Genomic DNA, 24,866 nt, shown 5'->3' with positions numbered 1-24,866 from the left:
CGAGGCGGTCTTTGAAGACCAGCAGGTCGAGGTAGTGCAGGGTCGAACTGCCGAAAGCTGTGAACTCCTGATATCCAACCGGTCGCAGTTTCGCACCGGCACCGGAGACAATGTAGGTGACCCCGTCCTGGGGGGTTGAGCGTTGGTAATCGTGATCGTGTCCGGCCAGGACCAGTGGGACGCCAGCTTCGGCGAAGATTGGGCTCCAGGTATCTCGAATTGCCAGGTCGGAGCCGTGGGAGCCAGCAGAGTAGGCGGGATGGTGCATCGCGACTACAGTCCAGGATCCAGGCGGCTGGGCCTCGCCCAGCTTCTTTCGGAGCCACGCTGTTTGTTCTTCCTCCATGACAAGAGTGGAATCCAGCACGACTATCCTGATGGGTCCCACTTGCTCGGCATACCAGGAATTGGTGCGGCCAAGCTGGTTCAGGATTTGTTGTTGTTCCCCGCTGCGGTAGTCATGGTTGCCCAGGACCGGCAGCAGTCTGGCACCGCGGTCGGTGATTGCGGCGAACGGTTCGGTAACGAGCTGGCGGGTTAGCTCCACTTTTCCGTCTTCGTAGATCAGGTCGCAAGCAGCAGAAGCGCGTCGTAGGGGTCGTCCCGGCCCTCTTCAATCATGCGTTGAGCCGTTGCCTGTTCAGCCGCGTCGCCGGTTCCGGTGTCACCGGCGATCGCCAGGCGGACGATTGGTGATTCGGCAACGTTAGGATCAGACTCGCCGGTGCTCGCGCCTGGATGGTCATCGGCAGGTAAAGAGGTGACAAATGGGGAGGCGTACAGCATCCCGCCGATCGCGATAGCACAAGCCACCAAGATGCCGAGCAACAGAGCGGCTCGACGGTGCGGCATGATCCGATTCTCCCGGGGTTGGCTGAAATTTCGCTGATCGGGTCTCGGCGCGAATCGCTCTTAGAGGGAACAATACATTTAGTCGCTCAGGGCGGCGAGGGCCTTTCGTAGGCGATTGCCGGCGTCGTCGGCAACTTCTTTGATGGCTGACGTGGCGCTGAGCTGGACCATGGTCTGCGGGTCGATGGCTTCGATGGTGGTGGTTCCCTCTTCCTTGCCATGACGTACGACGACGTTGCAGGGGAGAAGCGCACCAATTTCCGGCTCAGCAGCCAGGGCGCGGCTGGCCAGAGCAGGGTTGCACGCACCAAGAATGACGTAGTCGCCCACAGCCTCGGCGGCCTCGGCTCCGAGTTTGGCTTCGAAAGTGGATCGCACGTCGATTTCTGTGAGGATTCCGAAACCCTGGGCAGATAGGGCGTCCCGGGTGCGGTTCAGGGCTTCGGCCCAAGGAAGAGCGATGGTCGTGCTGAGTGTGTAGGTCATGGTTCTCCTAGGTTGTTTCGAGAGCGGGTCGGTTAGGCAAGGGAAAGGAAGAGCTTCTCCAGATCCTTCTTATTCATCGTCGCGTCCTTCTGAACTATGCACTGCTCCAGGCCTGTGGCGATGATGGCGAACCCGGCCCGATCGAGCGCTTTGGACACGGCCGCGAGCTGGGTGACGACGTCCTTGCAGTCCTGGCCCTCTTCAAGCATGCGGGTGACGGCTCCGAGTTGGCCCTGGGCGCGCTTGAGCCGGTTGATCACTGGTGTAAGTTCTGACGGATTTAGTTCCAAGGGTTTTCTCCAAGTATCGGGGCTTGCCCCCACACTATACCCCCTAGGGTTTTTTGACTACCCCCTGGGGTATCTGTAATACTCGGTCGGGTATCCAGTCAACGACTTTCAAAGAGGCACACATGACCCCCAATTCCACTTCGGCTTCCATCACGGCGCTCGATCCGGAGACCCTGCGAGACTGGGCTTCCGACCACGAGGACCTGATCATCATTGACGTCCGCTCAGCGGCGGAATTTGAGTCCTCGCATATCCGGGGTTCCTACAACGTGCCACTGCCCCTGCTCTCGGAGCACACCGACGAACTGGCCGCCCGGCTTACCTCACGTGTTGTGCTGGTGTGCCATTCCGGTACCCGGTCAGAACAGGCCCGTCAGCGGCTAGCAGTATCCGGAATCGACACCGCCTATGTCTTGACCGGCGGCGTTCCAGGATTCGCTGTTGCTGGCGGAGATGTAGTGAAGGGTAAGGATCGCTGGGACCTCGAGCGCCAAGTCCGTCTCGTCGCGGGATCGCTGGTGATGGTGGGACTTGCTGGTGGAAAGTTCGTGTCCCCGAAGATCCGGATGTTAACTGGTGTCATTGGCGGCGGTCTCACCTTTTCGGCTGCGACCAACACCTGCGCCATGGGCAAAGCCATCTCGGCAATGCCATGGAACAGGGTTGCAGTGGATCCCACTCGCGAAAGCGCGATACTGACCCTTCCCACCGCGTCCAGCGGAGATGAGATCAAAGCAGCATGACCACCACTCTGATCCTGGTACTTGCGCTGTCAGTGATTATCGGCCTCTCCCTCGGCGTACTGGGCGGCGGTGGATCGATTCTGACGGTGCCAATCCTGGTTTACGTCGCTGGGTTCGAGGCCAAGGAAGCCATCGCTGCGTCACTGTTTGTTGTCGGCGTTACCGCAGCGGTCAGCGTCGTCAGCCACGCACGCGGAGGAAGGGTGCGCTGGCGGACCGGCTTGATCTTCGGCGTGGCCGGTATGGTTGGCGCATTCGCCGGCGGTCTCCTTGGTGGCCAAATTCCGGGACAGATCCTCCTTATCGCTTTTGCGCTTATGATGATCGCCACCTCCGTGGCGATGCTTCGCGGGCGCAAGAATAGGGCGAACGACGGCGGTGTGCCGGTCGCCCACGAGCTCCCCCTCGGCAGGGTGCTCCTGGACGGGGCTGTCGTTGGACTTGTCACGGGACTGGTTGGGGCCGGCGGTGGATTTCTTGTCGTCCCAGCGTTGGCGCTTCTGGGCGGGCTGCCCATGTCTGTTGCCGTTGGCACATCCCTGGTTGTGATCGCCATGAAGTCCTTCGCGGGACTCGCCGGGTATCTCACCACCGTGGAAGTGGACTGGGGGATCACCCTCGCCGTAACTGCCGCCGCCGTCGTCGGCACCCTTGTCGGCTCCAGGTTGGCCGGGCGTATTCCGGAGGTAGCGCTCCGAAAGGGCTTCGGGTGGTTTGTTCTGGTGATGGGAACCTTTGTTCTTGTCCAGCAAGCGCCCGCCGACTTGCGCTGGATCATCGTCGCCGGCATCGCTGGTCTCGCGACAATCAGTGTCGGTGTCTGTTGGTTCCTGGTCAGCGCATGCCCCCTCCGTAAACACGGCCGCCGTCGTCGCAAGAACGTTCCAACACCCGCCTGAACTTGGCACCGTCCATTACGGAGAACGGGAGCCCGTCCGGTAAGTACTTTCGAAATAGCCACAATAAGGAGAAAACCATGGCTGAAATCACCGTCAGGGACGCCGGTCGGCGCCGCTCATCAGCGCTCATTCTCGACGTCCGCGAGGATTTTGAGGTATCTGAAGGGATGATTCCCGGGGCCAAGCACATTCCTATGGGGCAGTTACGGGGACGCCTGTCCGAGCTGAACCCCGCGGTTCCCGTGGTCGTCGTTTGCCGCAGCGGCAACCGCTCTGCCCGGGTTGCCGACGCGCTCGGTGAAGCCGGATTTGCCGCGGACACCATGGCAGGCGGCATGACGGCCTGGACTGGTGCGGGTCTCCTCACCACCCGAGACTCGAAAGACCCATCGTCAAAGGCCTAAGTTGCACAAGAAAGCCGAAGACGACCACTTGCAGTGATACCCCTGGGGGTATTACTATTGGTGCAGAGCCCACCCCAAAGACTTCACCTCCACCCTTGATCCGAAGGAGCACACCAGATGCTTATCGAACGCATTTACGACGAAGACCTATCCCAAGCCAGCTACCTGATCGGCTGCCAGGCCAACGGCACTGCTGTAGTTGTTGACGGCCGCCGCGACATTGCCGTTTACCAGGATTTGGCCAAGAAGAACGGCATGGAGATCATCGCCGTCGCTGAAACCCACATCCACGCTGACTACCTCTCCGGCACCCGGGAGCTGGCAGCCGCCACTGGCGCGAAGATCTACGTTTCCGGCGAGGGTGGCCCTGACTGGCAGTACGAATTCGACGGCGAACGTCTCTACGACGGCGACAAAATCACCATTGGCAACATCAGTATCCAGGCCGTCCACACCCCGGGCCATACCCCCGAACACCTGTCGTTCCTGGTGACCGACGGGGCGTTCAGCGACCAGCCCGGCTACCTGCTCTCTGGCGACTTCGTTTTCTCGGGCGATCTGGGCCGGCCTGACCTACTCGATGAGGCGGCAGGTGGCATTGATACACGGTTCGAAGGAGCCAAACAGCTTTTCACCAGTCTGCGGGACAAGTTCCTCACTTTGCCGGACTATGTCCAGGTTCACCCTGCCCACGGTGCCGGCAGTGCCTGTGGCAAAGCTCTGGGTGCTATCCCGTCATCTACTGTCGGCTACGAGCGCCTGTACGCCTGGTGGGGTCCATACCTCGCCGCCAACGATGAGCAAGGCTTCATCGACGAGCTACTGGACGGCCAGCCCGACGCTCACGCCTACTTCGGTCGGATGAAGCGGGAGAACAGGAAAGGCCCAGTAGTCATGGGCATGCGGGCCCCGTTGGCGGAGCTCAACCTGTCCGACGTCGTCGCGGATCTCGCTGAGGATAGAGTCATTTTCATTGATACCCGATCCCACACGGAAGTTCATGAGGCTACAGTTATTCGTTCCCTTAATGTTCCGGCCGGGAGGTCAGTGGCAAGCTACGGCGCGTGGGTGGTCAATCCTGAAACCGACAAAAAACCCCTGGTGCTCCTCGCTCCTGATCGAGAAGCGGCGCAGGGTATGTGGGACCATTTGGTCCGCGTCGGCATCGATAATGTTGGCGGCTTCGTTACCAGTATCGAAGGGCTGCCCCTGAGCACCCCGAAGCTAATCCAGCCCGAGGACCTCGACAGCTTCGATGCCGCTATGGTGCTGGATGTCCGGAACCGCACCGAGCACTCGGCGGGCCACATCCCCGGCTCGCACCAGCTCAGCGGGGGTCGTGCCATGTGGCACCTAGACGAACTGCCCAACGAAGGCACCATCGTCACCTACTGCCAGTCCGGCGTCAGGAACTCCGTCGCCGCCAGCGGATTACGCCGTGCCGGGTACGACGTCGTCGAACTCGACGGTAGCTACGCTGCCTGGATCAGCTGGCAACTGGAGCACAACCCCGTTTCTGCCTGACAGAACGAACTTGGCCGCGCTTCAAGCCTCGGCGGCGTCACGGTTGACCGGGTCGCCGCCGAGCCGGTTAACGTCGATGCCGGATCTCTCCGCGCTAACTGCACCCGCCGAACGCAGGCCTGGGGCTGCGGGTTCACACTGAAGTGAGGGTGGCTGACCACTGGGGTTTCTTCGGCCTAGTAAGGTTTTTGTAGGCGGCTTAGGAAAGCCAGCTGCAATTGCGGTTTGATGATCGAGGAGGCGACAGCATGGCAGGAAATGTGGTTGTGGGGGTCGATGGTAGCGATACCGCGTACAAGGCGGCGTCGCGGGCTGCGACCCTGGCGGAGGGCCTGGGGTCGGAACTTGTGGTGCTGAGCGCTCATATGACGGGAAACACGGAAGTTGTCCGAATCGGGAATGACACGTGGATACTGGACGATGCCGAGCAAGCACTGAAGCTGGCCGAGCGGGTCGCGGTAAAACTACGCGAAGAGCACCCTTCGGTAACGGTCCGCTCTGCTGCGGGCCGGGGCAAACCCCAGGATGTCCTCATCGAGGAAGCCGAGCGCGCAGACGCCCAATTGCTGGTCGTCGGCAACGTGGGCATGAAAGGGCTTCGGCGGGTCTTGGGAAGTGTTGCCTGGAGTGTTGTGCACAACGCACCGTGCGACGTGCTTGTGGTGAAGACCGCTTCCTGATTTCGCCGGAGCATTCTCGATAGGGCCAGGGCTTGTGCTGTCGATCTGGTCGAAGGGGCGGCGGACAAGGGTTCGCGACATCGACGCCATCCCCAGCGTGGGCTGTCGTGTTTTTCGTCTTGAGTCCCAGCGATTGCAGGCCATCACTGGGAATATCTAGACATGCCCACTGATGGGGGCCGTTCAGTGGGATCTGCGCGCCATTCCTGACCAGCGTACGTCCCGGTCCACCTCACAGGCCTATCATTTTCTGCGGCCCGGATGTCGTCAGCTACAGGCTGACGTGCTGGTTGCCAAAGGATGCGGATGGCAAACCCGATCTACTCGGTGATCACCTCGCTCGACGGCTACGCTGGGGCAGGGGAGGGGGGACCTCGGGCGCGGTGCCGAGGATCAAGAGGTGCACACCCTTATCGGCGACCTCTTCCGTCCCGTCGGCACATTCCTCCACGGCCGACTGAGCTATCAAACGATGGTCTCCGCGCGCTACCGAACCCGCTGAGCTGGGCAGGGCGGCAGTATCCACTATGATAGGTTTTGTTCGTTTTCGTGCGGACTAGTTCACCTTGCCAGCATCATGTACTCGAAGGAGGATCGTGCTCGCAGCAGAGCGCCATGCGGCCATCCTCGAAGGCCTGGCCCACCGCCCCGCGGTCCGGGTGAGCGGACTCGCCCTAGCCCTTGGCGTCTCGGAGATGACCGTCCGCCGGGACATTGACGTGTTGGAGGCCCGCGGCGCGCTGGTCCGGGTGCACGGGGGTGCTGTTCGCCCCAGTAGCCTCAGCTCAGTGGAGGCCAGCTTCGATGCCAACCGGACGCGCTGCGGTGAAGCGAAGCAACACATCGCGCGAGCAGCTGTCTCTCTCCTGACGCCCGGTATGACGGTGTCCGTCACGGGGGGCACCACCACCTACGCTCTCGCGCCGCTCCTGTCACGCGTGCAGGGACTGACCATCATTACCAATTCTCTTCCCCTCGCGGACGAAATCCACAGGCTGCAAGCCGCTGCACCGCGCGACGGAGCACCCGCTGTGCTGCTCACTGGCGGCCAGCTGACGCCGTCGAAAGCCCTCGTGGGGCCCCTCTCGACCGGTACCATCGGCTCCCTCCATGCAGACTTGTGCTTCATGGGAGCGCATGGTGTGGACGCCTCTGCCGGCATCACGACGCCGAACCTGGCTGAGGCGGAAACGAACAAGGCGTTCGCGAGCACCTGTGGCCGGCTCGTCATCCTCGCCGATGCCACCAAAATCGGCATCGTGAGTCTCGCCCGGGTGGCCAGGCTCGACGCTGCTGCAGCCCTCGTCACGGACCGACAGCCCGACGCCGTTTACTCTGACCTCACCCGCATCCTCTGCGACCCCGTTCCCGACCCCCACCTGGAAGACCGCTCATGACCCACATCACCCCGACCCGCCTTTCCGACGGGCGCGAGTTGATCTACTTCGACGCCCGTGAGGACAGCGCCGCTCAGCATCGCGATGCCGCGGCCACCCGCGACTCCCGAGGGCTTCCGCCGCGCGAATCGGCCGGGACCGCGCGCTATGACGCGCTGTCCGGTGAGTGGATCGCAGTCGCGGCGCACCGCCAATCCCGGACGCACCTGCCGCCCGCGGATCAGTGCCCCCTGTGCCCGACGACCCCGAGGAACCTCTCCGAAATCCCCGCCTCCGGCTACGAGGTCGTCGTGTTCGAGAACCGCTTCTCCTCGTTCGGCCCCGATCTCGGTAGTCTCCCGGCCACGCCCGAATGGGGCACGACGGCGACAGCGTACGGACGATGCGAAGTGGTGGCGTTCGATTCTTCGCATGAGGGCTCCTTCGGCTCTCTCAGCCCAGAGCGTGCCAGGACCGTCATCGATGCCTGGGCCCAGCGCACGGAGGCGTTGTCAGCGATGCCTGGCATCGCGCAGGTGTTTTGCTTCGAGAACCGGGGCGCGGACATCGGAGTCACCCTGCTGCACCCGCACGGCCAAATCTACGCTTATCCGTTTGTCCCACCCCGTGCAGCGACTCTCGCCGCCAAGGCTGCCGAATTCTTCAGTGCGTCCGGTGGCAAGCAGACCCTTCTGGGCCACGCCCTGTCCTCCGAGCGGCACTCCGGCGACCGCATGGTCATCGAGAGCAAACACTTCAGCGCCTTCGTACCCTTTGCCGCGCGCTGGCCCCTGGAGGTGCACTTGGTCCCCCATCGCCAGGTAGCCGATATCGCGGGCCTGACGGGTGAGGAGCGCGACGAGCTGACCACTGTCTACCTCGACCTCCTCGGCCGGCTGGACGCCCTGTACCCTACCCCGACCCCATACATCGCGGCATGGCAGCAGGCACCGATCGACAGTAAATTGCGGTCAGCAAGCTACCTACACCTGCAGCTGACCTCTCCCCGCCGTGCCGCCGACAAGATGAAGTTTCTGGCAGGCTCTGAGGCAGCGATGGGCGCGTTCATCAACGACACCACCCCCGAGAAAGTCGCCGAGGCACTCCGCACCGCCACTCCCGCCACAACCCGGAAGGATCAGGCATGAGCTACTCGCACCTCGACCTCGCGGCGGCCTTCGCTGGCCGCTTTGGCAACGAACCGGACGGCCTGTGGTCAGCACCGGGGCGCGTCAACGTCATCGGCGAGCACACCGACTACAATGACGGTTTTGTCCTGCCCTTCGCGATCCAGCATTCGACGACGATCGCGGTGGCCGTCCGCACAAACCGGATCGTGCGCGTTGCCTCGACCTTCGCACCCGACGACGATCCCGTCACTGCAGACCTCGACGCCCTCGAAGAAGGAAGTGTTGAGGGCTGGGCGGCTTATCCCCTTGGCGTCCTCTGGGCTCTGGAGCAGTCAGGGCACCGTTGCCCGGGCATGGATCTCCTGGTCGATTCCTCGGTGCCGGTGGGAGCAGGTCTCTCCTCGTCCGCCGCACTGGAGTGTGCGGTGGCCATCGCTGCGAACGAACTCTCGGAAGCTGGAGTGTCACGTCGGGAGCTCGCTGCGATCGGACAGCTCGCCGAGAACCGGATGGTCGGGGCGCCGACAGGCATCATGGACCAGTCCGCATCCCTCTTGGGCGAGGCAGGCCAGGCGGTCTTCCTCGACTGCCGATCCGGGGATTCCAGGCTCGTTCCCCTCGACCTCAAGGGCGCCGGGCTGGAGCTTATGGTCATCGACACCAGGGTGAGCCATTCGCACTCAACCGGAGGGTACGCTGCCCGCCGCCGCTCCTGCGAACGTGGCGCTGAGATGATGGGCGTTGCCGCTCTGCGGGACCTGTCTGTGGGTGACCTCGCAGAAGGGGCTGGAGTCCTCGACGAAGAAACGTTCAGGCGGGTGCGCCACGTCGTGACGGAGAACGCGCGTGTCGAGGATGCGGTCCAGCTCCTGGGCGCGAAGGGACCCGTTGCTCTCGGCCCGCTGCTCGTCGCCAGCCACGCTTCGATGCGCGACGACTTCGAGATATCCTGCCCAGAGCTGGATACCGCTGTGGAAGTGTCGCTCGACACTGGCGCGCTTGGCGCCCGCATGACCGGCGGCGGCTTCGGCGGATCCGCCATCGTTCTCGCTAGCGTCGACGACATGCCTGCCATCCGTGCAGCCGTGGTACGAGCGTTTTCTGTCGCAGGATTCCGGGCACCGGTCATCTTCAGCGTCCTGCCCAGCGCCGGTGCTGGCCGAGTCGTCTGACCACGGGCAGCGAGGCGGCGGGATCGTTCGACGTCCGGCTGGAATCAGCTAGCGGTTGCGTGAAGTTCGATCAGGATTGATTGTTCAGGGAACAGGACGGGTGCCGGGATACCTACATGGGCAAGAGTGCGTCCAGTCAATTCCAAGGGCGCGCCAGTCAGCGAGGCTTCCGCCCAGGCCAGGGGCGATTGGCCGTTGCCAGGGAGCGACGAGTAGATGCTGCAAAGGTGCAGCCGGTAGGCGCGGTCCGGGTCGAGGCCAGGGAAGGTGAGTTTTCCCGGTGGATACGTAGCACTTGAAGCCGTGAGCGAATATGCGAAGAGTGCTGCGGATCGGTCGGCTGCGACGGTTCCGCGGAGGTCCATTGCCGGGTCCGTCAGGTCCGCGTGGACCACGTGGCCGGTATGGAGAATGTTTCGCCAACTGGTGTGGAGATCTATCCACGCCTTGAGGTCTTCTGTCTCAGTGGCGGTGAGCGTGGAGATGTCCCATTCGATACCGTAGTGGCCAAAAATCGCCGACGCTGCGCGAAAGGGGAGGGTATGCGTCCGGCCGGTCGAGTGGGATGTCGGGCCGCTGATGTGCATCCCCATGAGCTCGGGGGGTAGAAGGATCCCGGTGTACTTCTGGATGGTTAACCGCTCAAGGGGGTCGATGCAGTCACTGGTCCAGATGCGGTCTGTGTGCTCGAGCACCCCGAGGTCCACTCGGGCTCCGCCAGAGGCGCAACTCTCAATCTCCAACCCCGGATGGCGGTTTTTGAGGGTGTGCATCAACCGGTACAGGGCGTCGACGTTGTTGTGGATGACTGCGTTTCCGGTAGTAGCATCCGCGGCGTCGAGCAGGTCTCGGTTATGGTCCCACTTGAGGTAGGAGATGTCGTGGGTATCCAGGATGGTGTCGATGCGTTCCAGGATGTAGTTGTAGGCTCCCGGGTTGGCGAGGTTCAGGACCTGCTGCTGCCTGCCGGGCACCGGGAGTCTGCCCTCGGCCTGGATGATCCAGTCGGGGTGGTTGGCAGCGAGCTTGGAGTCTAGATTGACCATTTCCGGTTCAAACCACAGCCCGAACTCCATCCCTCGGGCAGTGACCTGCTCGATCAACGGGGATAGGCCGTTGGGCCAGACGTCGCCGTCAACAAACCAGTCGCCCAGACCTGAGGTGTCATCGCGGCGGCCATCGAACCACCCGTCGTCGAGCACGAACCTCTCTACGCCCAGAGCAGCTGCCTTGTCCGCGAGGCGGATGAGGCGATCCAGGTCGTGGTCGAAGTACACAGCTTCCCAGGTGTTGAGCGTGACAGGTCTTGGAGACGATGGGTGAACAGGCCGGGAACGCACCTCGTCATGGAAGCGGGCGGAGAGCTCGTTGAGCCCGTCGCCCCATGAGGCAAGCATTTCGGGAGCAGAGTAGGTTTCGCCGGGAGCAAGGATGATTTCTTCCGGCAGGAGTAGTTCACCGGCGCTGAGGAAGGCCTGGCCCGTCGCGGTTTTCTCTGCGCTGAGCTGGTGGTTTCCACTCCAGGCCAGGTGCACGGCGTGCACCAGGCCGTCTTCGAATCCGAAAGACTGAGTACCCGCAGCCAGCACCACGGTCGCGTCGGCGCCTGGCCGGCCGCGCCGGCTCTCCCTCCGATAACTTCCCTGAGTGAGTAGGTGACGCTGCGGGTTCCGTTCGCGAAGATGACGCCCGGTGGTGTCCAAAACCTCGACGGCAGAATCCGGCAACGGAACCGCGGCGAGTAACGACCGCACTTCGTAGTCGGAACTGCCGGTGTTCGTCACCGAGAGCTGTTGGCGCAGAACACCAGCAGGGGTGAGATGAATCGATCCAGTGGCCCTGAGATGGGCAACATCGTCGTGGGCGGCGAAGGACACCCGCTGGCCGCCGTCGACGTCGGCGAACTCAATCGACAAGAGTCGGAAGGCGGGAGAGATATGCGTTCCCCGACGGTGGCCCGTGAACCCAGGGGTTCCCTGCCATCCGAACGCTTCCTGCGGGATGACTGACAGATAAGCAGGGACATCAAGACCTCCGGAGACGCGCTGCGGCACAAGCGACCCAACAAGTGCTGCTAGCTGCTGGTTGCTGACAAATCCCAGCGACGGTCCCCAGTGCACGATGGTGGGGACGCCCGGTCCGGAGCCGTCGATGACGACGCTCGTGCCCGCCACTGACAAGTGGAAGGCCGTCGTGGAACCTTCGATGGTGAGAGGCATGTGTAATTTTTACAGCAAAACGAAAACGAGTCCAACCCACGGGGTCCGATCAATGGGAGCTCCCCGCGAACCAGGCTACGCCGAATCGCGCCAGACGACTGTGGTATCCAGGACCTGCGCAACGCTTGGCAGGCCCCTGATCTGTGCGAGGACGAGTTCCGCAGCAGTACGGCCCAGCGAATCAGCCGGTTGCTTGACCGTTGAGAGCTGTGGCCGGGTCCTGAGGGCCCAGCTGCTGTCGTCGAAGCCGACAATTCCGACGTCATCTGGGACTCTCCTGCCCGATTCCTGGAGAACTGTCATGGCACCTGCGGCGACGGCGTCGGACGCGGCGAAGATCCCGTCGATCTCCGGACAGCGGCGCAGCAACTCCTGCATTCCCTCGATACCGGCGGCGTAGGTGTACAGGGGATATTCAACCACCAGCGAGGCATCGAAGCGCGCGCCCAGAGCGTCCCGGAAGCCAGTAAACCGGTCGTAGCCGGAGTCGCGGTCCATGGCGCTAGCAATCATTCCGATGCGCTGGCGACCGGTACCGGCGAGACGCTCAGTGATGGTGCGGGCCGCCCCCTTATTGTCGATGGCCACATACGGCAGATCCGGTGTTCCCGGCGGATGCCCGACAAACGCCGAGGGCACCCCGATGTCGCGCACAGCGGAGGCGATCGGATCGGATGCTCGGGCGGAGACGATGACTGCACCGTCCACAAGCCCGCCCCGAAGGTAGTCTGCGACCCGTCGGCTGTCCCTGTCGGAGTCGATGATGAGGGAGACCAACTGGTAGTCGGCCTTGGACAGCACGGCGTTGGCACCAAGGAGGATGGAGCCGATATTAGGGTCCTCGAACAGAAGCGAGTGGGGTTCGTGGATGATCAGGGCAATCGCGCGGGACTCCCGTGTGACCAGGTTCCTTGCGGCCGAATTGCGCACGTAACCGACGCGGGCGATGGCGTCCTCCACGGCGGTCTTGGCACCGTCGGATACGTAGCGTTCACCGTTCACGACCCGAGACACAGTGCCTCGAGAGAGGCCCGCCGCGGCGGCGACGTCGTTGATAGTCGCACGGCGATTGCGGATGCGGGGCGGGGGCATATCTGTACTCTAGCCGAGCATTGAAGGGTGCGGCCGCTCACTCAACTCGAATCGGATTGCGTTGACAGCGCATGTGACCTTGGTTACTCTGGGAGCGTTCACAGAGAATATCTCCGATCATCCCAGAGCATAGTGGAGGATCGGCACGGCAGCATCAAGGAGCAGTTTTGACACACGCAGCAACCGTGGCGGAGCTGTCCGGTAACGGACAGCTCGTGTATGGGTGCGATTACAACCCGGAGCAGTGGGACGCCTCCGTCTGGCAGGAGGACGTCCGGTTAATGAAGGACGCAGGGGTAAACCTCGTAGCCGTCAACATTTTCGGCTGGGCCGAGATCGAACCCGAGCAAGGCGTTTTTCGCTTTGAGAACCTCGACGCCATTATGGATTTGCTCGCCGAGAACGGCATCGGCGTGAACCTTGGAACTGGAACGGCGTCCCCCCCCGCCTGGCTGACAACCGCCCACCCGGAGGTCCTCCCCACGACCGCTGACGGTACCCGCCGCTGGCCTGGCGGCCGACAGGCCTTCTGCCCGAGCTCCCCCGTCTACCGCGAGCGGGCCCTTGCGCTAGTCGAGCAGGTTTCCGTCCGCTACGGCAGCCACCCGGGCCTGCGCCTCTGGCACGTGTCCAATGAACTGGGGTGCCACAATTCCCTGTGCTACTGCGATGTCTCAGCCGATGAGTTCCGCGGCTGGCTCCGCGCCCGCTACGGAACACTCGATGCGCTCAACGCAGCCTGGGGCACCGCCTTCTGGAGCCAGCGTTACTCGGCCTGGGCACAGATCCTCCCGCCAAGGCTCACGCTCTCGACCACCAACCCGACACAGACCCTCGACTTCAACCGCTTCAGCTCAGATGAGCTGCTTGCCCACTACTGCGCCGAAGAAGCCGTCCTTCGGCGCAACAGCGAGATTCCGGTGACGACCAACTTCATGGTGGCGGCCCACATCCGCAATCAGGACTACTGGACCTGGGCTCCGGCGATGGATGTCATTGCGAACGACCACTACGTCGATCACCGCCTCGACGCTCCGCTGGCCGAACTCGCCTTCGCCGCCGACACCACTCGTGGACTTGCCCAGGGCCAGCCATGGATCCTCATGGAGCACTCGACCGGCGCCGTGAACTGGCAGCCGCGAAATCTTGCCAAGGGTCCGGGGGAGATGCTCCGCACCTCCTTGACCCACCTCGCCCGCGGGGCGGACGGCCTCTGCTTCTTTCAGTGGCGCGCCTCCCTGCAGGGCAGCGAGAAGTTCCACTCAGCGATGGTGCCCCATGCCGGCACCGATTCACAGACCTGGCGGGACGTCGTCGAGCTCGGCTCGGTGCTCGAAAAGCTTCGCGAGATCGCGGGTACCACTGTGCACGCGGACGTGGCGCTCGTGTTCAGCTGGGAGACGTGGTGGGCACATGACCAGGAATCGCATCCGTCGGGGGATGTTCAATACATCGAGCAGGTCCACGCCGCCTACAAAGCGCTCTGGGACGCAGGCCTCACCGTCGACGTCGTGGCGCCGGGGGCGGATCTCTCCGGCTACAAACTTGTGGTGGTTCCTAACCTGTACCTGATCCGCGATGAGCATGCCGCAGTGATCCGCGACTTCGTTGACAACGGCGGGTCCGCCGTCATTACGTTCTTCAGTGGCATTGTCGACGAGAACGAGAAGGTACGCGCCGGCGGCTACCCGGGAGCATTCAGGGAGTTGCTGGGAATCCGGTCGGAGGAGTTCTTCCCAGTCGACGCCGAGCAACCGCTCACACTCGACAACGGCTCGCTGGCATCGCTCTGGTCTGAGGCACTGCATCTCACCACTGCCGAGGCCATGCTGAGCTACGCGACCGGCCACCACGTCGGCACCCCTGCCGTCACCCGCAACCATTTCGGCGCTGGCGAGGCCTGGTACGCGGGCACAGTGCTCGACAACGCGGTACTCAAAGACCTGCTGCTGCGCGCGGCAGCCGCCGCTGGCGTCCAGCTCCCCGACGCGCCGTCAGGTCTCGAGTCAGTAACCCGGCGGGGAAACGGGCACGAGTACGTCTTCCTGATCAACCACACATCCGAGGACCGCAAGCACCGAGTCAGCGGTATGGAACTGCTGACCGCAGAGGCCGTTGCCGACGTCGTCGTCATCCCCGCCGGAGCAGTCCGCGTCGTCCGCACCACGCCAAGGATCTCCGACACCGACGGCCCTGCGCAGGACCGAAAGGATTCAAGAAATGACAGTCACTAGCACCCCGGCCGAAGGCCCCAAGGCGCTGCCGGCCGCGAGAAAGAACCGCTCGTCGGTAGCGCAGCGCCGCGCCGTGGCCCTGTTCATTGCGCCGTTCGCCCTGCTCTTCCTCGCCTTCTACGCCATCCCGATCGTTTACGCGATTGTGCAGTCGCTGCTCACCGTTGAGCGCGAGGGCACCTTTGGCAAGCCCCGCCAGGTCTTCGGCGGTCTCGTTCAGTACGAGCAGGTCTTCCAGAACACCGCCTTCTGGGAATCCGTGGGGCGCGTATTGCTCTTCGGCGTCGTGCAGGTGCCGATCATGCTCGGCCTCGCCCTCCTGTTCGCCCTGCTCCTCGACTCCCCCCTGCTCAAGGGCAAGAAGTTCTTCCGGCTCGCGTTCTTCGCGCCCTACGCTGTCCCGGGAGTGATCGCCGCCATCATGTGGGGGTTCCTCTACTCGCCGTCGCTATCGCCCTTCGAGGCCGTGACCTCGAACGTCAACTTCCTGTCGGCCGAACTGGTTCTCTGGGCCATCGCGAACATCGTGACCTGGGTTTACGTGGGGTACAACATGCTGATCATCTACGCGTCGCTCCTGGCAATCCCTACCGAAATCTATGAGGCAGCGCGGCTCGACGGCGCAAGCAACATCCAGATCGCCTGGCGCATCAAGATCCCCCTGGTAGTTCCGGCGATCATCCTCACTGCAGTCTTCTCAATCATCGGCACGCTCCAGTTGCTGGCCGAACCGCAGACGCTTCGGAGCTTCAGTTCGGCGATCAACAGCACGTTCACGCCAAACCTCGCTGTCTACACCACGGCATCCGTGCCGAACTACAACCTCGCCGCGGCATTCTCAGTGGTCCTGGCGCTCGCTACCTTCATTCTCTCCTTCTTCTTCCTGAAGTCGACCCAGCGGAAGGTTACCCAGTGACCGCAATCCCAGCCACCGCCCGCAAGCGTCAGCGCAACGGGAGTTCAAGAGCGAACTTCGCCGACAACCGCGCGCGCGGCCCCCGCCAGAGCATCATGTCGCGCAGTGCCGCGATGATCATCATGGGTGTCTTCACCCTCTACTTCCTGACCCCCATCTGGTGGCTCCTGACCACATCCACTAAGACGGGCGGCGAGATTACGTCCACCCCGCCGCTGTGGTTCACTTCAAACTCACTCGGGACGTTCCTCGACAACCTGGGCCGCCTCTTCGCTTACGGAGACGGGCTCTTCGGTCGGTGGCTGGTGAACTCGGCCATCTATGCTGGCGTCGGAGCCCTGATCGGAACGGTCATCGCAGCAATGTGCGGGTACGCGCTGGCCAAATACGAGTTCAAGGGACGCGAGGCGGTCTTCAACGTCGTGCTTAGCGGCGTCCTTGTGCCAGCGACGGCCCTCGCGCTCCCACTCTTCCTGATCTTCAGTCAGGTCAATCTGACGAACACCATGTGGGCAGTCTTCCTTCCCAGCCTGGTGAGCCCGTTCGGCGTCTACCTGGCCAGAATTTACGCTGCCGCCAGCGTTCCCGGCGAGTTGCTTGAAGCGGCCCGGCTGGACGGATCGGGGGAGATACGCACGTTCTTCACCCTGTCAACGCGACTCATGGCTCCGGCCCTCGTAACTATCTTCCTCTTCCAGTTCGTTGCCATCTGGAACAACTTCTTCCTGCCCCTGATCATGCTCCGAGACCAGGCACTCTTCCCGGTCACACTTGGGCTCTATGCCTGGAATAGCCAGATCAGCCAGATTCCCGAACTGCGCTCCCTTGTGATAGTGGGAGCCCTTGTCTCGATCGTGCCGTTGATCATCGCCTTCCTCGCGCTGCAGCGCTTCTGGAGCAGTGGACTCGGTGCCGGCGGCGTCAAGTAAAACCCACCACTTTCACGACCAGCACCACAGGTGTGGGAGCGTCCGCTCTCCCACCGCACTACCACCGATAGGAAAGACAATGCGCGCGCATTACGGAAAAGTCACCGCGGCCTTTGCCATGATCTCTGCGCTGGCTCTCTCCGGCTGTTCAGCCGGCGGAGACAGCTCGGAAGCAGGAGCAGAAGCAGCACCGTGCGAGACCTCGGACGGTCCCGTTGAGCTGAGCTTCACCACCTGGGTTCCGGGCATGGATCAGGTGGTCGAACTGTGGAACGAGCAGAACGAGGACATCCAGGTCACGGTCCAGACCGGCCCCAACGGAAACTCGGGCACCTACCAGAACTTCTTCAACCAGATCCAGGCCGGTAACGCCCCAGACCTCGGCCAGATCGAGTATGACGCGCTGCCGAACTTCCGTGTCCAGGACGGCCTCGAGAACATTGCCGGCTGCGAAGGCATCACCGACGCACAGGATCAGTTCGTGGACTGGACCTGGGGTCAGGTGACCTTCGGCGAGGAGGGCTCGGTCTATGCCGTCCCACAGGACAGCGGTCCAATGGCCATGTATTACCGCGCCGACCTCTTCGAAGCGGCCGGTATTGACGTTCCCACCACGTGGGAGGAATACGCTACCGCCGCCGAGCAGATCAAGGCGGAGGGTTCCTACATCACCAACTTCCCGAAGACCGACGTCAACTGGTTCGCCGGCATGGTCTGGCAGAACGGCGGCCAGTGGTTCGCCAATGACGGCGAAAACTGGGACGTCAACCTGACCAGCCCTGAGTCCGAAGAAGTCGCCGCCTACTGGCAGGACCTACTGTCTGAAGACCTCGTCTCTACCCTCCCGTCCTTTTCGGATGAGTGGAATGCCTCCTTCAACGAGGGCGATCAGTGGACCTGGGTTTCAGCAGTATGGGGTGCGACAACGCTCGCAGACGGCGCGCCGGATACAGCTGGAAAGTGGGCTGTCGCTCCCATGCCCCAGTGGGAAGACGGCGGCCAAACCGCCGGCAACTGGGGTGGCTCCTCCACAGCGGTCCTGAAGGGCTCAGAGCACCCAGCCGAAGCGGCCAAGTTCGCGCTCTGGCTCAACACCGACCCTGAAGCCCTCGCACTCGCCAACGAACTCGGCGGCCTGTACCCGGCGGCTGAGTCAGCTACCGAGCTTGAAGCCTTTGCGGGTGGCGTCGAATTCTACGACGGACAGAAAATCTACGACGTGTTCGCCGACGCATCCGCGAATGTGAACCCCGACTTCACCTGGGGCCCCACTATGACTCAGACCTACACGGATGTCTCTGACGGTTTCGGTGCTGCCATCGGCGGTTCCGGCACCCTGATGGATGCACTCGAGACCGGGCAGCAGAAAACGATCGATGCCCTGAAGGCGCAGTCGATCCCAGTATCCGAGTAGCAACCGCTAACGCCCGCACCAACCGGGCGCTACACCGACGAAGAGCCGCGACCCGCGAGGGGCGCGGCTCTTCTCGTACATTCAGGGACGAGCGGCTACATGGGGATCCGGGCTGAACAGATGCTGAACGAGCGCTGCTGTTGGAGGGGATGGCACGGCGCAACGTCGTTTTGCTGCTCGGATTCAGCGCTTCCTCGGAACCCTTTGGTGAAGGGGATCGATGGTGCTGGTGCTCCCGGACTCCGCACCTATATAGGGCCCTCAATCTCGTCACGCGATCATGCATCTGTCCCGGCCAGAGTTCTTGGAGGCATAGAGGGCCAGATCGGCGTGACCAATCATTTCTTGCGGGGTAGTGGAGCTCCCCGGGTGGCAGGCGAACCCGCCGACGCTGACCGTGAGGTGGTTGGGCAGACCATCCTCGATAAAGCCTGCTTCGGCGACCGCCCGTCGGATTCTCTCGCCCATGAAGGCGAGGTCGACGCGGCTCGCCCTCGGCGAAACAACGACGAATTCTTCGCCGCCAAATCGCAGCAACACATCGGCGTCGCGCAGGACCTCCCGTACCGTCTGCACTAGGCTTCGCAGCACACGGTCGCCCACCAGATGCCCAAAGGTATCGTTGACCGCCTTGAAATGGTCGATGTCGAACATGAGAACCCCGAGTGACTCGTGGGATTGTCTGGCCCGTTCAAACTCCTCCGCGAGACGAACCAGACCCGAGCGTCGATTAAACACGCCCGTCAGTGGGTCCAACGCAGCAACCCGTTGCAGGTCCTCGTGAGTGAGGGCGTTGTTCACGGCCACCGCGAAACCTGGGAGCGAAGCGCCCAATACTGCCCTGGCCGCTGCGGAGCTAGGCTCGGCGAACGCGAGCACCAAGACCCCGACTGTGACTGTGCCGAACAGGACGGGTCGGATGTGGACCTCTTCATGAACGAATTCCGTCAGTTGCCCAATCGCCACCAGGTCTTGGGGCAGCCTGAGCACCGCGGGCTGCGCCGAGTGCAAGACACTGAGCACAATTTCTGCGCCTGCTAGATCCCCGCCATCTCGCATGCGCATTGATCCGGCCACAACGACCTTCCCGTTATTGACCGTAAGCAGAGCAGCAGCATCACACGCGGTCTGTCCTGACAATTCACGCAACGCGACCTCCGCGAGCGAGCCCATTTCCAGGTGGGCAGCGAGGGCATACGATACCTTCTTGATCCCGTCGGAAACCTGATGGCTGCTCGATAGCCCGGCGACCAAACCATTGAACGAATGGGCCACGTCGCCGAATTCGTCGGCGGAGTCCGCAGTCACCATGCAGGCCTCCGGATCGCACCCTGCCCAGTCCCCGCTCACGCTCGCGTCGACTAACAGAGCCTCGACATGCGCCATTCCGTCGACCAGAGAACGAAGCCGAACCCCCACCACCACACGCACCAGGAAATGGTTGATCTCCGCGACTCCGAGTCCCGCTGCCACTGTTGCGGCAAAGAAAGCAGGCTGCAGTGCAGCTTCATGCGACACGCCGAGCCCGATCACGAGGAACGGGAACACCAAGCCGGTAAGGAGTCCGAACCCCAGCATCCAGATCCTGAGATCCAGCATGACATTGCCGGAGATCCGGGGCAGCCACCAACGGTATGATTCCATAGGCCTCTTCCGCAGCGGCGCGAGCACTAACGGGCCGTCGGTCTCGGTGGTCTTGCCGTCGAGCGGGAGAATACCGCAACTCTCATGATCGAACTCATAGCCCCCAGCTTTCGGTTACGTCCCACCCAGAGGTGCAGTGTTTCTCGACACAGTGTGCGCCAGGTCACTCACTATCCTGCACGGGTGAAATCTTTCGCCCCTCTGACGAGCTTTAGGACTGGGAACTGCCGATTACCACTCGCGCATCGCTGCACGTCCTCATGGCGTGGTGAGCGTCAAGTTCGGGCGACCCCGCGTCGGCGGGAAGTATCGTGACCAGTATCGGCCAGACGTCGAAGCCCCCGGGGCAAGAACTGTTGCGCAGGAAGGCTATTTTGTCGCGACTGGTCTGTCAGCAGGACGCCCATCAAAAGTGACCTACCGGATTTTGTTTCACAACGCCGGTTCGGGGTCGTCTTCCCTCGACCACGCTATAGCGATCAACTGGCGCAGCACTTCCAGGTCGATATCCTCAAGCTTCCTCGCGTAGACGCAGCCTGCCCCCTCGGTGTAGGTGCCCAGCTTCGGCAACAGGGCTCCGGCCTCCGGCAGGTCCTTCAGACCGTAGAAGGTCAGTTGCGCTTTGCGGGGCGAGAACCCCGTCTTGAACCAGTCTGCATACGCTAGCGGTTTGGCTCGCGAGATATAGCGGAAGCTGCCGTATCCCACCATCGTTGGACCCCACATGACAGGATCCGTCCCGGTAACCTCGGCGAAAATCCTGGCGATCAGATGCCCTTCCTCACGGCGGCGGACCGTAGCCGCGGAGTCAAGGAACTGGTGCACGTGAGCCTGTGTCGGCCTCGTCTTTGGATCAGCCATGGCATGAGTCTAGTGCCCGCCTCCGCGCGGCTGCCGCCTTACGCCTCCGCCGCCGTCCCCGCTCCAACATCCGACCAGTTTGCGGGCCCATAGAAGCCTAATACCCGTTCGCTACCCGTTCAACGGAGGTTCACCCGTTTGTCTTCCTGCCGTCTCTGCCTCACCATCCCCGACAGCAAGTGACGGCGACAGCGCCATCGGGCGCCAGCGGACCACTGGGACTATGATTCGATCATGTCCTGGGCACCCTTACCGCAACACCGACCACCGCCACCAGACCAGCTTCCGTCAACGATGCGAGCGGCAGTCATCTCACGGCATGGGGGTCCCGACGTGATTGAAGTTCGGGAAGTTCCAGTGCCTCGACCTCGATCTCAGGAGGTCCTGGTTCGGGTCAGTGCTGCCGGGTGCAACAACACCGATATTTGGACCCGGGAGGGTTCCTACGGCTTGGGCAGTGAGTCGAATGAGAAGGGTGGATGGTTGGGACCGCTCGCCTTCCCGCGCATCCAGGGTGGCGATGTGGCGGGAGTAGTGGTTGCCGACGGCGACGGGAACACCTCCGATCTCCTCCAGACACGGGTGCTCGTCGATCCCGCTATCTACTCGGATTCCGGCCAGGACGCGCGACCGGTTGATGTGCTGCCCAGAGAGCGCGACGGGGGCTTCGCCGAATATGTCGTCGTGCCAGCCGCCCGCGTTCATCCGGTCGACGATTCGCCGTTAACCGACATCGAGCTGGCCGCACTTCCCATCTCCTATGGAACTGCGCTGGCCATGCTCGAACGGGGGGCGGTGGACATCGGACATACAGTACTTGTCACTGGGGCTTCCGGCGGCGTGGGTCTGGCCGTAGTCCAACTAGCGAAAGCGCGCGGGGCCCGCGTCGTCGCGGTGTGCAGCGGGGGGAAAGCTGACGAAGTCCTGCGAGCCGGAGCCGACGTTACCATCGACCGCCAGCGAGGGGAGGTCCTGAAAGACGTGCGGGAAGCAGCACCCCACGGGTACCACGCAGCCATCGACGTCGTTGCTGGGCCCCTGATTGGACCCGGTCTGGAATTGCTGCGCCCTGGCGGTTGCTGGGTGGTGGCTGGGTCTCTTGACGGATGGTCAGTTAAGCTCGATGTCAGGAAATTGTATCTTTCCGACCTCTCACTGCTTGGATCCACCATGCATACGCCGCGGATCTTCGAGCTGTTGGTGGGTCTTGCCCGCCGGGGCGAAGTCCGGCCGGTCATAGCTGCCACCTTCGGTCTTGACGAAACCCGAAAGGCTCATCAGGAACTCAGCCGACGCCACCATGTGGGCAAGCTCGTTATCGTCCCCTGAACGACCCCAACCGAGGGAGCGCCTCGATCGGTCAGCTTCGCGTCGACAGTCCGAACCCCTTAGTCTGTCCCGTGCCGGTCAACCTGTCACCGACACGTTGACAGGTACCGTGGACCGCCCATAGATTCCTGGGAACCGATAATTTCACCCGCCAAAATGGCGGACCGCATGAAGACAGCAGACCACCACTACTCCGTGTCCCGCGTCGCCGGCGCAGCTGGACGAGGATTACACTAGCGACGTCTAGCCATAGGGCGGGCTACACACATGTTGTGGTGGCACCAGTTCAGATCCTGCCCATCCCTAGGAATATCCAGAGAAACGGGACGACATGAACCTTCGGAGTGAGCGACTGGAATTCCCAGGATCACAGGGGGCGATACTCGCAGCCAGGCTGGATCTTCCTGATGCAACACCCCAGGCATATGCGCTGTTTGCCCACTGCTTCACATGTAGCAAGGATGGGCTCGCGGCGGCCAGGATCTCCCGGGCCCTAACCGATTTTGGGATCGCGGTTCTGAGGTTTGACTTCACCGGTCTGGGCGAGTCTGGCGGCGATTTCGCGAACACCAATTTCAGTTCCAACATCGAGGATCTGGTCCACGCGTCGGATCTTTTGCGCGAGCGCTTTGCGGCTCCGTCGCTTCTGATCGGGCACTCACTTGGCGGCGCTGCGGTGCTCGGCGCCGCCCACTGCATCCCGGAGGTGCGGGCCGTGGCAACCATCGGGGCTCCAGCCGATCCGGATCACGTGGCGCATCTGATGCGGGGGAGTCACTCCGAAGTTGAAGAGTTTGGTGAAGCCGAGGTGCAGCTCGCCGGGCGGACATTCCGCATCCGCCGACAGTTCCTCGACGACGTCTCCGCCCAGCCTCAAACAGAGCGCATCCGCGGTCTTGGCGCGGCCCTGCTGGTCATGCATTCACCCACCGACTCCACCGTAGATGTGGACAACGCTCGCCGCATCTATGAGGCTGCACGCCACCCGAAGTCTTTCATTGCAGTGGATGGCGCTGACCACCTCCTGACGAAGCCTGCAGATGCTGTTTTCGTTGCGACCATGCTCGCTACTTGGGCCAGCCGCTTTGCATTCGCCACGTCCGTTGGCGAGGGGCGGGAGCCGGAATCGGCTGACCCGGCGGAGGGACTCGTTGTGGTCACCGAGAGCGGCACCGGTGACTACACCCAGCAGGTGCAGATCGGACACCACCGGCTTACCGCCGACGAACCCGGACCTGTCGGCACAGACACCGGACCGGCCCCGTACGATTTCTTGCTGGCGGGGCTGGGTGCGTGCACCTCGATGACGGTGAGGATGTATGCCCGGCGCAAGAGCTGGCCTCTGGAGAGAGTGAGCGTGTCACTGAGGCACTCCCGGATCCACGCCAGGGACTGCGCAGACTGCGAAACCGGGACCGGGCAAGTGGACAGGATTGAACGGGTTCTCCGCCTGGAGGGTGATCTGGACGACAGCCAGCGTCAGAGACTTCGTGAGATTGCCGACAAGTGCCCCGTACACCGCACACTGCAAGCCGAAGTCCAGATCGAAACGACCGTGCTCGGGGCCGGGCCAAGCCCGGTGGCCCGCGAGCAACCGGCCGACTATCGAGGGGACGGGTGAGCGGCAATACCGCCAGACGCCGCCCGGCGCCCCGAAACGAGGACGACCGGGCCGGCCCCCGTTGGATACCGAAGGATTTCGAAAGCGACTTCGCTTCAGGACCCGGCGGGGCGTCTCTGAGTAGCAAACCGTTTTGCGGGTCGACGGTCTGGATGACGGTGGTGCTGTTGTCGGGCCACATCTGATTCAGGCAGAGGATTGTGCGCCCGCTGTGCTAACGGGCTTCGATCAGGCCCATCATGCCGCTGTCCTCGTGGTCGAGGATGTGGCAGTGATAGACGGTTTTCCCGCTGAAATCTTCGAAGGCTATCCGTACCCGGACGCTGCTGCGGGCTGGCACATTGACCACGTCCTGCCATTCAGGGTTGTCCACTGGTCGACCGGCCTGTTCGATGATCTGCATCGACCAGACATGCAAATGCACTGGGTGGTCCATCGGACTCGTGTTCCTGAGGGTCCATTCCTCAATGGCACCGATGGGGACCGTGGTGTCTACTCTGTCAGCGGTGAAGGCACTGCCGTTGATGGTGAAGTTCATCATCCCCGACGCCGTCCCACCGCCGTTCATACCCATGTCCATGGCGAAGACCTGCTCCCGGTGAGCGGTGACCGCGGCGGCGCGCAGGTCGCGCTGCGCGGGCTGCGCCGGAACCGGTCCCGGCGCAGCCGCGGATGCGCCTGCAACAGCAAAGGTTGCCAAGACCGTCCCGTCCGGCCCGGCCGGGGAGTGCCCTCGCCCGCTAGTGCTGCCCATCATTGATCCCATCCCGCCTCTATCCACCGGCATGGTGAGTAATCTGGCAGTCCCTGTGGAAGCGGTAACGAGCAGGTCAGCCCGGTTACCCGGAGCGAGCAGCACCTCGTCGACGTCACGGGGGATTTCATAGCGGCCTGAATCCAGGCCGAGTAGCTTCAGGTCTTGGCCGTCCAGGCGCAGCTTCAGGTACCGGGAGGTGCAGGCATTAACGGCTCTTCATAATTGAGGGTGTAGTCGGGGTCTGAAGCCGCCGGTTTCCAGGAGTGAGCGGGCGATGTAGTTGGCGATATTGCG

Annotated in this window: 23 protein-coding genes; 14 read left to right on the top strand and 9 right to left on the bottom strand. The window is 62.7% G+C overall.

Going from position 1 to position 24,866, the window contains the following annotated elements:
- The 4 genes from Y703_RS0100910 to Y703_RS0100895 form a co-directional block, all read right to left on the bottom strand.
- Nucleotides 1–547 (bottom strand): metallophosphoesterase family protein (locus Y703_RS0100910; protein WP_026551235.1); only part of this gene is annotated, 547 nt, incomplete at its 3' end.
- A gap of 17 nt (nucleotides 548–564) precedes the next feature.
- Entirely contained in the window at nucleotides 565–852 is a 288-nt protein-coding gene (locus Y703_RS0100905; RefSeq protein WP_026551234.1) for a hypothetical protein, read from the bottom strand.
- A 78-nt stretch (nucleotides 853–930) separates the two neighbouring features.
- Nucleotides 931–1,338 carry a DUF302 domain-containing protein gene (locus Y703_RS0100900; RefSeq protein WP_026551233.1) on the bottom strand — a complete coding sequence of 136 codons (408 nt, stop codon included), beginning with the start codon at nucleotides 1,336–1,338 and terminating at the stop codon, nucleotides 931–933.
- A gap of 32 nt (nucleotides 1,339–1,370) precedes the next feature.
- Entirely contained in the window at nucleotides 1,371–1,628 is a 258-nt protein-coding gene (locus Y703_RS0100895) for a metal-sensitive transcriptional regulator (RefSeq protein ID WP_026551232.1), read from the bottom strand.
- Between the two features lie 122 nt (nucleotides 1,629–1,750).
- Between Y703_RS0100895 and Y703_RS0100890 the strand changes: the two genes are divergently transcribed.
- The 8 genes from Y703_RS0100890 (at nucleotide 1,751) to galK (ending at nucleotide 9,556) form a co-directional block, all read left to right on the top strand.
- Nucleotides 1,751–2,371 carry a rhodanese-like domain-containing protein gene (locus Y703_RS0100890; RefSeq protein ID WP_026551231.1) on the top strand — a complete coding sequence of 207 codons (621 nt, stop codon included), beginning with the start codon at nucleotides 1,751–1,753 and terminating at the stop codon, nucleotides 2,369–2,371.
- Nucleotides 2,368–3,270 (top strand): sulfite exporter TauE/SafE family protein, encoded by a 903-nt coding sequence (locus tag Y703_RS0100885; RefSeq protein WP_026551230.1) that lies wholly within the window; start codon nucleotides 2,368–2,370, stop codon nucleotides 3,268–3,270. The genes Y703_RS0100890 and Y703_RS0100885 overlap by 4 nt, the downstream gene beginning before the upstream one ends.
- A gap of 77 nt (nucleotides 3,271–3,347) precedes the next feature.
- The gene (locus tag Y703_RS0100880; RefSeq protein WP_026551229.1) at nucleotides 3,348–3,674 is read left to right on the top strand and encodes a rhodanese-like domain-containing protein; all 327 of its coding nucleotides are present in this window, start codon (nucleotides 3,348–3,350) and stop codon (nucleotides 3,672–3,674) included.
- A gap of 117 nt (nucleotides 3,675–3,791) precedes the next feature.
- On the top strand, nucleotides 3,792–5,198 hold the full coding sequence (locus tag Y703_RS0100875; RefSeq protein ID WP_026551228.1) for an MBL fold metallo-hydrolase: 1,407 nt from the start codon (nucleotides 3,792–3,794) through the stop codon (nucleotides 5,196–5,198).
- A 248-nt stretch (nucleotides 5,199–5,446) separates the two neighbouring features.
- Entirely contained in the window at nucleotides 5,447–5,878 is a 432-nt protein-coding gene (locus Y703_RS0100870) for a universal stress protein (protein WP_026551227.1), read from the top strand.
- Nucleotides 5,879–6,474: 596 nt separating this feature from the next.
- Complete coding sequence (locus Y703_RS0100865) at nucleotides 6,475–7,275, top strand: DeoR/GlpR family DNA-binding transcription regulator (protein WP_026551226.1); 801 nt, start codon at nucleotides 6,475–6,477, stop codon at nucleotides 7,273–7,275.
- Entirely contained in the window at nucleotides 7,272–8,402 is a 1,131-nt protein-coding gene (gene galT / locus Y703_RS0100860) for a galactose-1-phosphate uridylyltransferase (RefSeq protein WP_026551225.1), read from the top strand. Before Y703_RS0100865 ends, galT begins: the two co-directional genes overlap by 4 nt.
- The gene (gene galK, locus Y703_RS0100855; RefSeq protein ID WP_026551224.1) at nucleotides 8,399–9,556 is read left to right on the top strand and encodes a galactokinase; all 1,158 of its coding nucleotides are present in this window, start codon (nucleotides 8,399–8,401) and stop codon (nucleotides 9,554–9,556) included. The genes galT and galK overlap by 4 nt, the downstream gene beginning before the upstream one ends.
- A 44-nt stretch (nucleotides 9,557–9,600) precedes the next feature.
- Here the strand turns inward: galK and Y703_RS0100850 are convergent, their stop codons facing one another.
- Nucleotides 9,601–11,775, bottom strand: coding sequence for an alpha-galactosidase (locus tag Y703_RS0100850; RefSeq protein WP_035763274.1), 2,175 nt, complete (start codon nucleotides 11,773–11,775; stop codon nucleotides 9,601–9,603).
- A 75-nt stretch (nucleotides 11,776–11,850) separates the two neighbouring features.
- Nucleotides 11,851–12,867, bottom strand: a complete 1,017-nt coding sequence (locus Y703_RS0100845; RefSeq protein WP_026551222.1) for a LacI family DNA-binding transcriptional regulator — start codon at nucleotides 12,865–12,867, stop codon at nucleotides 11,851–11,853.
- A 167-nt stretch (nucleotides 12,868–13,034) separates the two neighbouring features.
- Here Y703_RS0100845 and Y703_RS0100840 point away from each other — a divergent pair, with 167 nt between their 5' ends.
- The 4 genes from Y703_RS0100840 to Y703_RS0100825 all read left to right on the top strand — a co-directional run bounded on the left by Y703_RS0100840 (nucleotide 13,035) and on the right by Y703_RS0100825 (nucleotide 18,360).
- Nucleotides 13,035–15,101: a beta-galactosidase gene (locus Y703_RS0100840; protein ID WP_051427174.1), complete on the top strand. Its 2,067-nt coding sequence runs from the start codon at nucleotides 13,035–13,037 to the stop codon at nucleotides 15,099–15,101.
- Nucleotides 15,088–16,017, top strand: a complete 930-nt coding sequence (locus Y703_RS0100835) for a carbohydrate ABC transporter permease (protein WP_035763271.1) — start codon at nucleotides 15,088–15,090, stop codon at nucleotides 16,015–16,017. Before Y703_RS0100840 ends, Y703_RS0100835 begins: the two co-directional genes overlap by 14 nt.
- A gap of 95 nt (nucleotides 16,018–16,112) precedes the next feature.
- Nucleotides 16,113–16,946 (top strand): ABC transporter permease subunit, encoded by an 834-nt coding sequence (locus Y703_RS0100830; RefSeq protein WP_026551219.1) that lies wholly within the window; start codon nucleotides 16,113–16,115, stop codon nucleotides 16,944–16,946.
- 79 nt (nucleotides 16,947–17,025) lie between these two features.
- Entirely contained in the window at nucleotides 17,026–18,360 is a 1,335-nt protein-coding gene (locus Y703_RS0100825; RefSeq protein WP_026551218.1) for an ABC transporter substrate-binding protein, read from the top strand.
- 270 nt (nucleotides 18,361–18,630) lie between these two features.
- Here Y703_RS0100825 and Y703_RS0100820 read toward each other — a convergent pair whose 3' ends face one another.
- Together Y703_RS0100820 and Y703_RS0100815 are read right to left on the bottom strand one after the other, a co-directional pair.
- Entirely contained in the window at nucleotides 18,631–20,004 is a 1,374-nt protein-coding gene (locus Y703_RS0100820; RefSeq protein ID WP_051427173.1) for a GGDEF domain-containing protein, read from the bottom strand.
- A 432-nt stretch (nucleotides 20,005–20,436) separates the two neighbouring features.
- The gene (locus tag Y703_RS0100815) at nucleotides 20,437–20,865 is read right to left on the bottom strand and encodes a DUF1801 domain-containing protein (RefSeq protein ID WP_026551216.1); all 429 of its coding nucleotides are present in this window, start codon (nucleotides 20,863–20,865) and stop codon (nucleotides 20,437–20,439) included.
- Nucleotides 20,866–21,222: 357 nt separating this feature from the next.
- Between Y703_RS0100815 and Y703_RS0100810 the strand changes: the two genes are divergently transcribed.
- Both Y703_RS0100810 and Y703_RS17075 read left to right on the top strand, forming a co-directional pair.
- On the top strand, nucleotides 21,223–22,194 hold the full coding sequence (locus Y703_RS0100810; RefSeq protein WP_216698833.1) for a zinc-binding dehydrogenase: 972 nt from the start codon (nucleotides 21,223–21,225) through the stop codon (nucleotides 22,192–22,194).
- A gap of 331 nt (nucleotides 22,195–22,525) precedes the next feature.
- Nucleotides 22,526–23,815 (top strand): bifunctional alpha/beta hydrolase/OsmC family protein, encoded by a 1,290-nt coding sequence (locus Y703_RS17075; protein ID WP_051427171.1) that lies wholly within the window; start codon nucleotides 22,526–22,528, stop codon nucleotides 23,813–23,815.
- Between the two features lie 214 nt (nucleotides 23,816–24,029).
- Here Y703_RS17075 and Y703_RS17070 read toward each other — a convergent pair whose 3' ends face one another.
- Nucleotides 24,030–24,602: a multicopper oxidase domain-containing protein gene (locus Y703_RS17070; RefSeq protein ID WP_253907886.1), complete on the bottom strand. Its 573-nt coding sequence runs from the start codon at nucleotides 24,600–24,602 to the stop codon at nucleotides 24,030–24,032.
- Nucleotides 24,603–24,866: the final 264 nt, after the last annotated feature.

The organism is Arthrobacter sp. H20 (assembly GCF_000520515.1).
GTDB lineage: Bacteria > Actinomycetota > Actinomycetes > Actinomycetales > Micrococcaceae > Arthrobacter_D.
The sequence above is the reverse complement of the archived record's forward strand: the minus strand, read 5'-3'. Positions and strand labels throughout refer to the sequence as shown.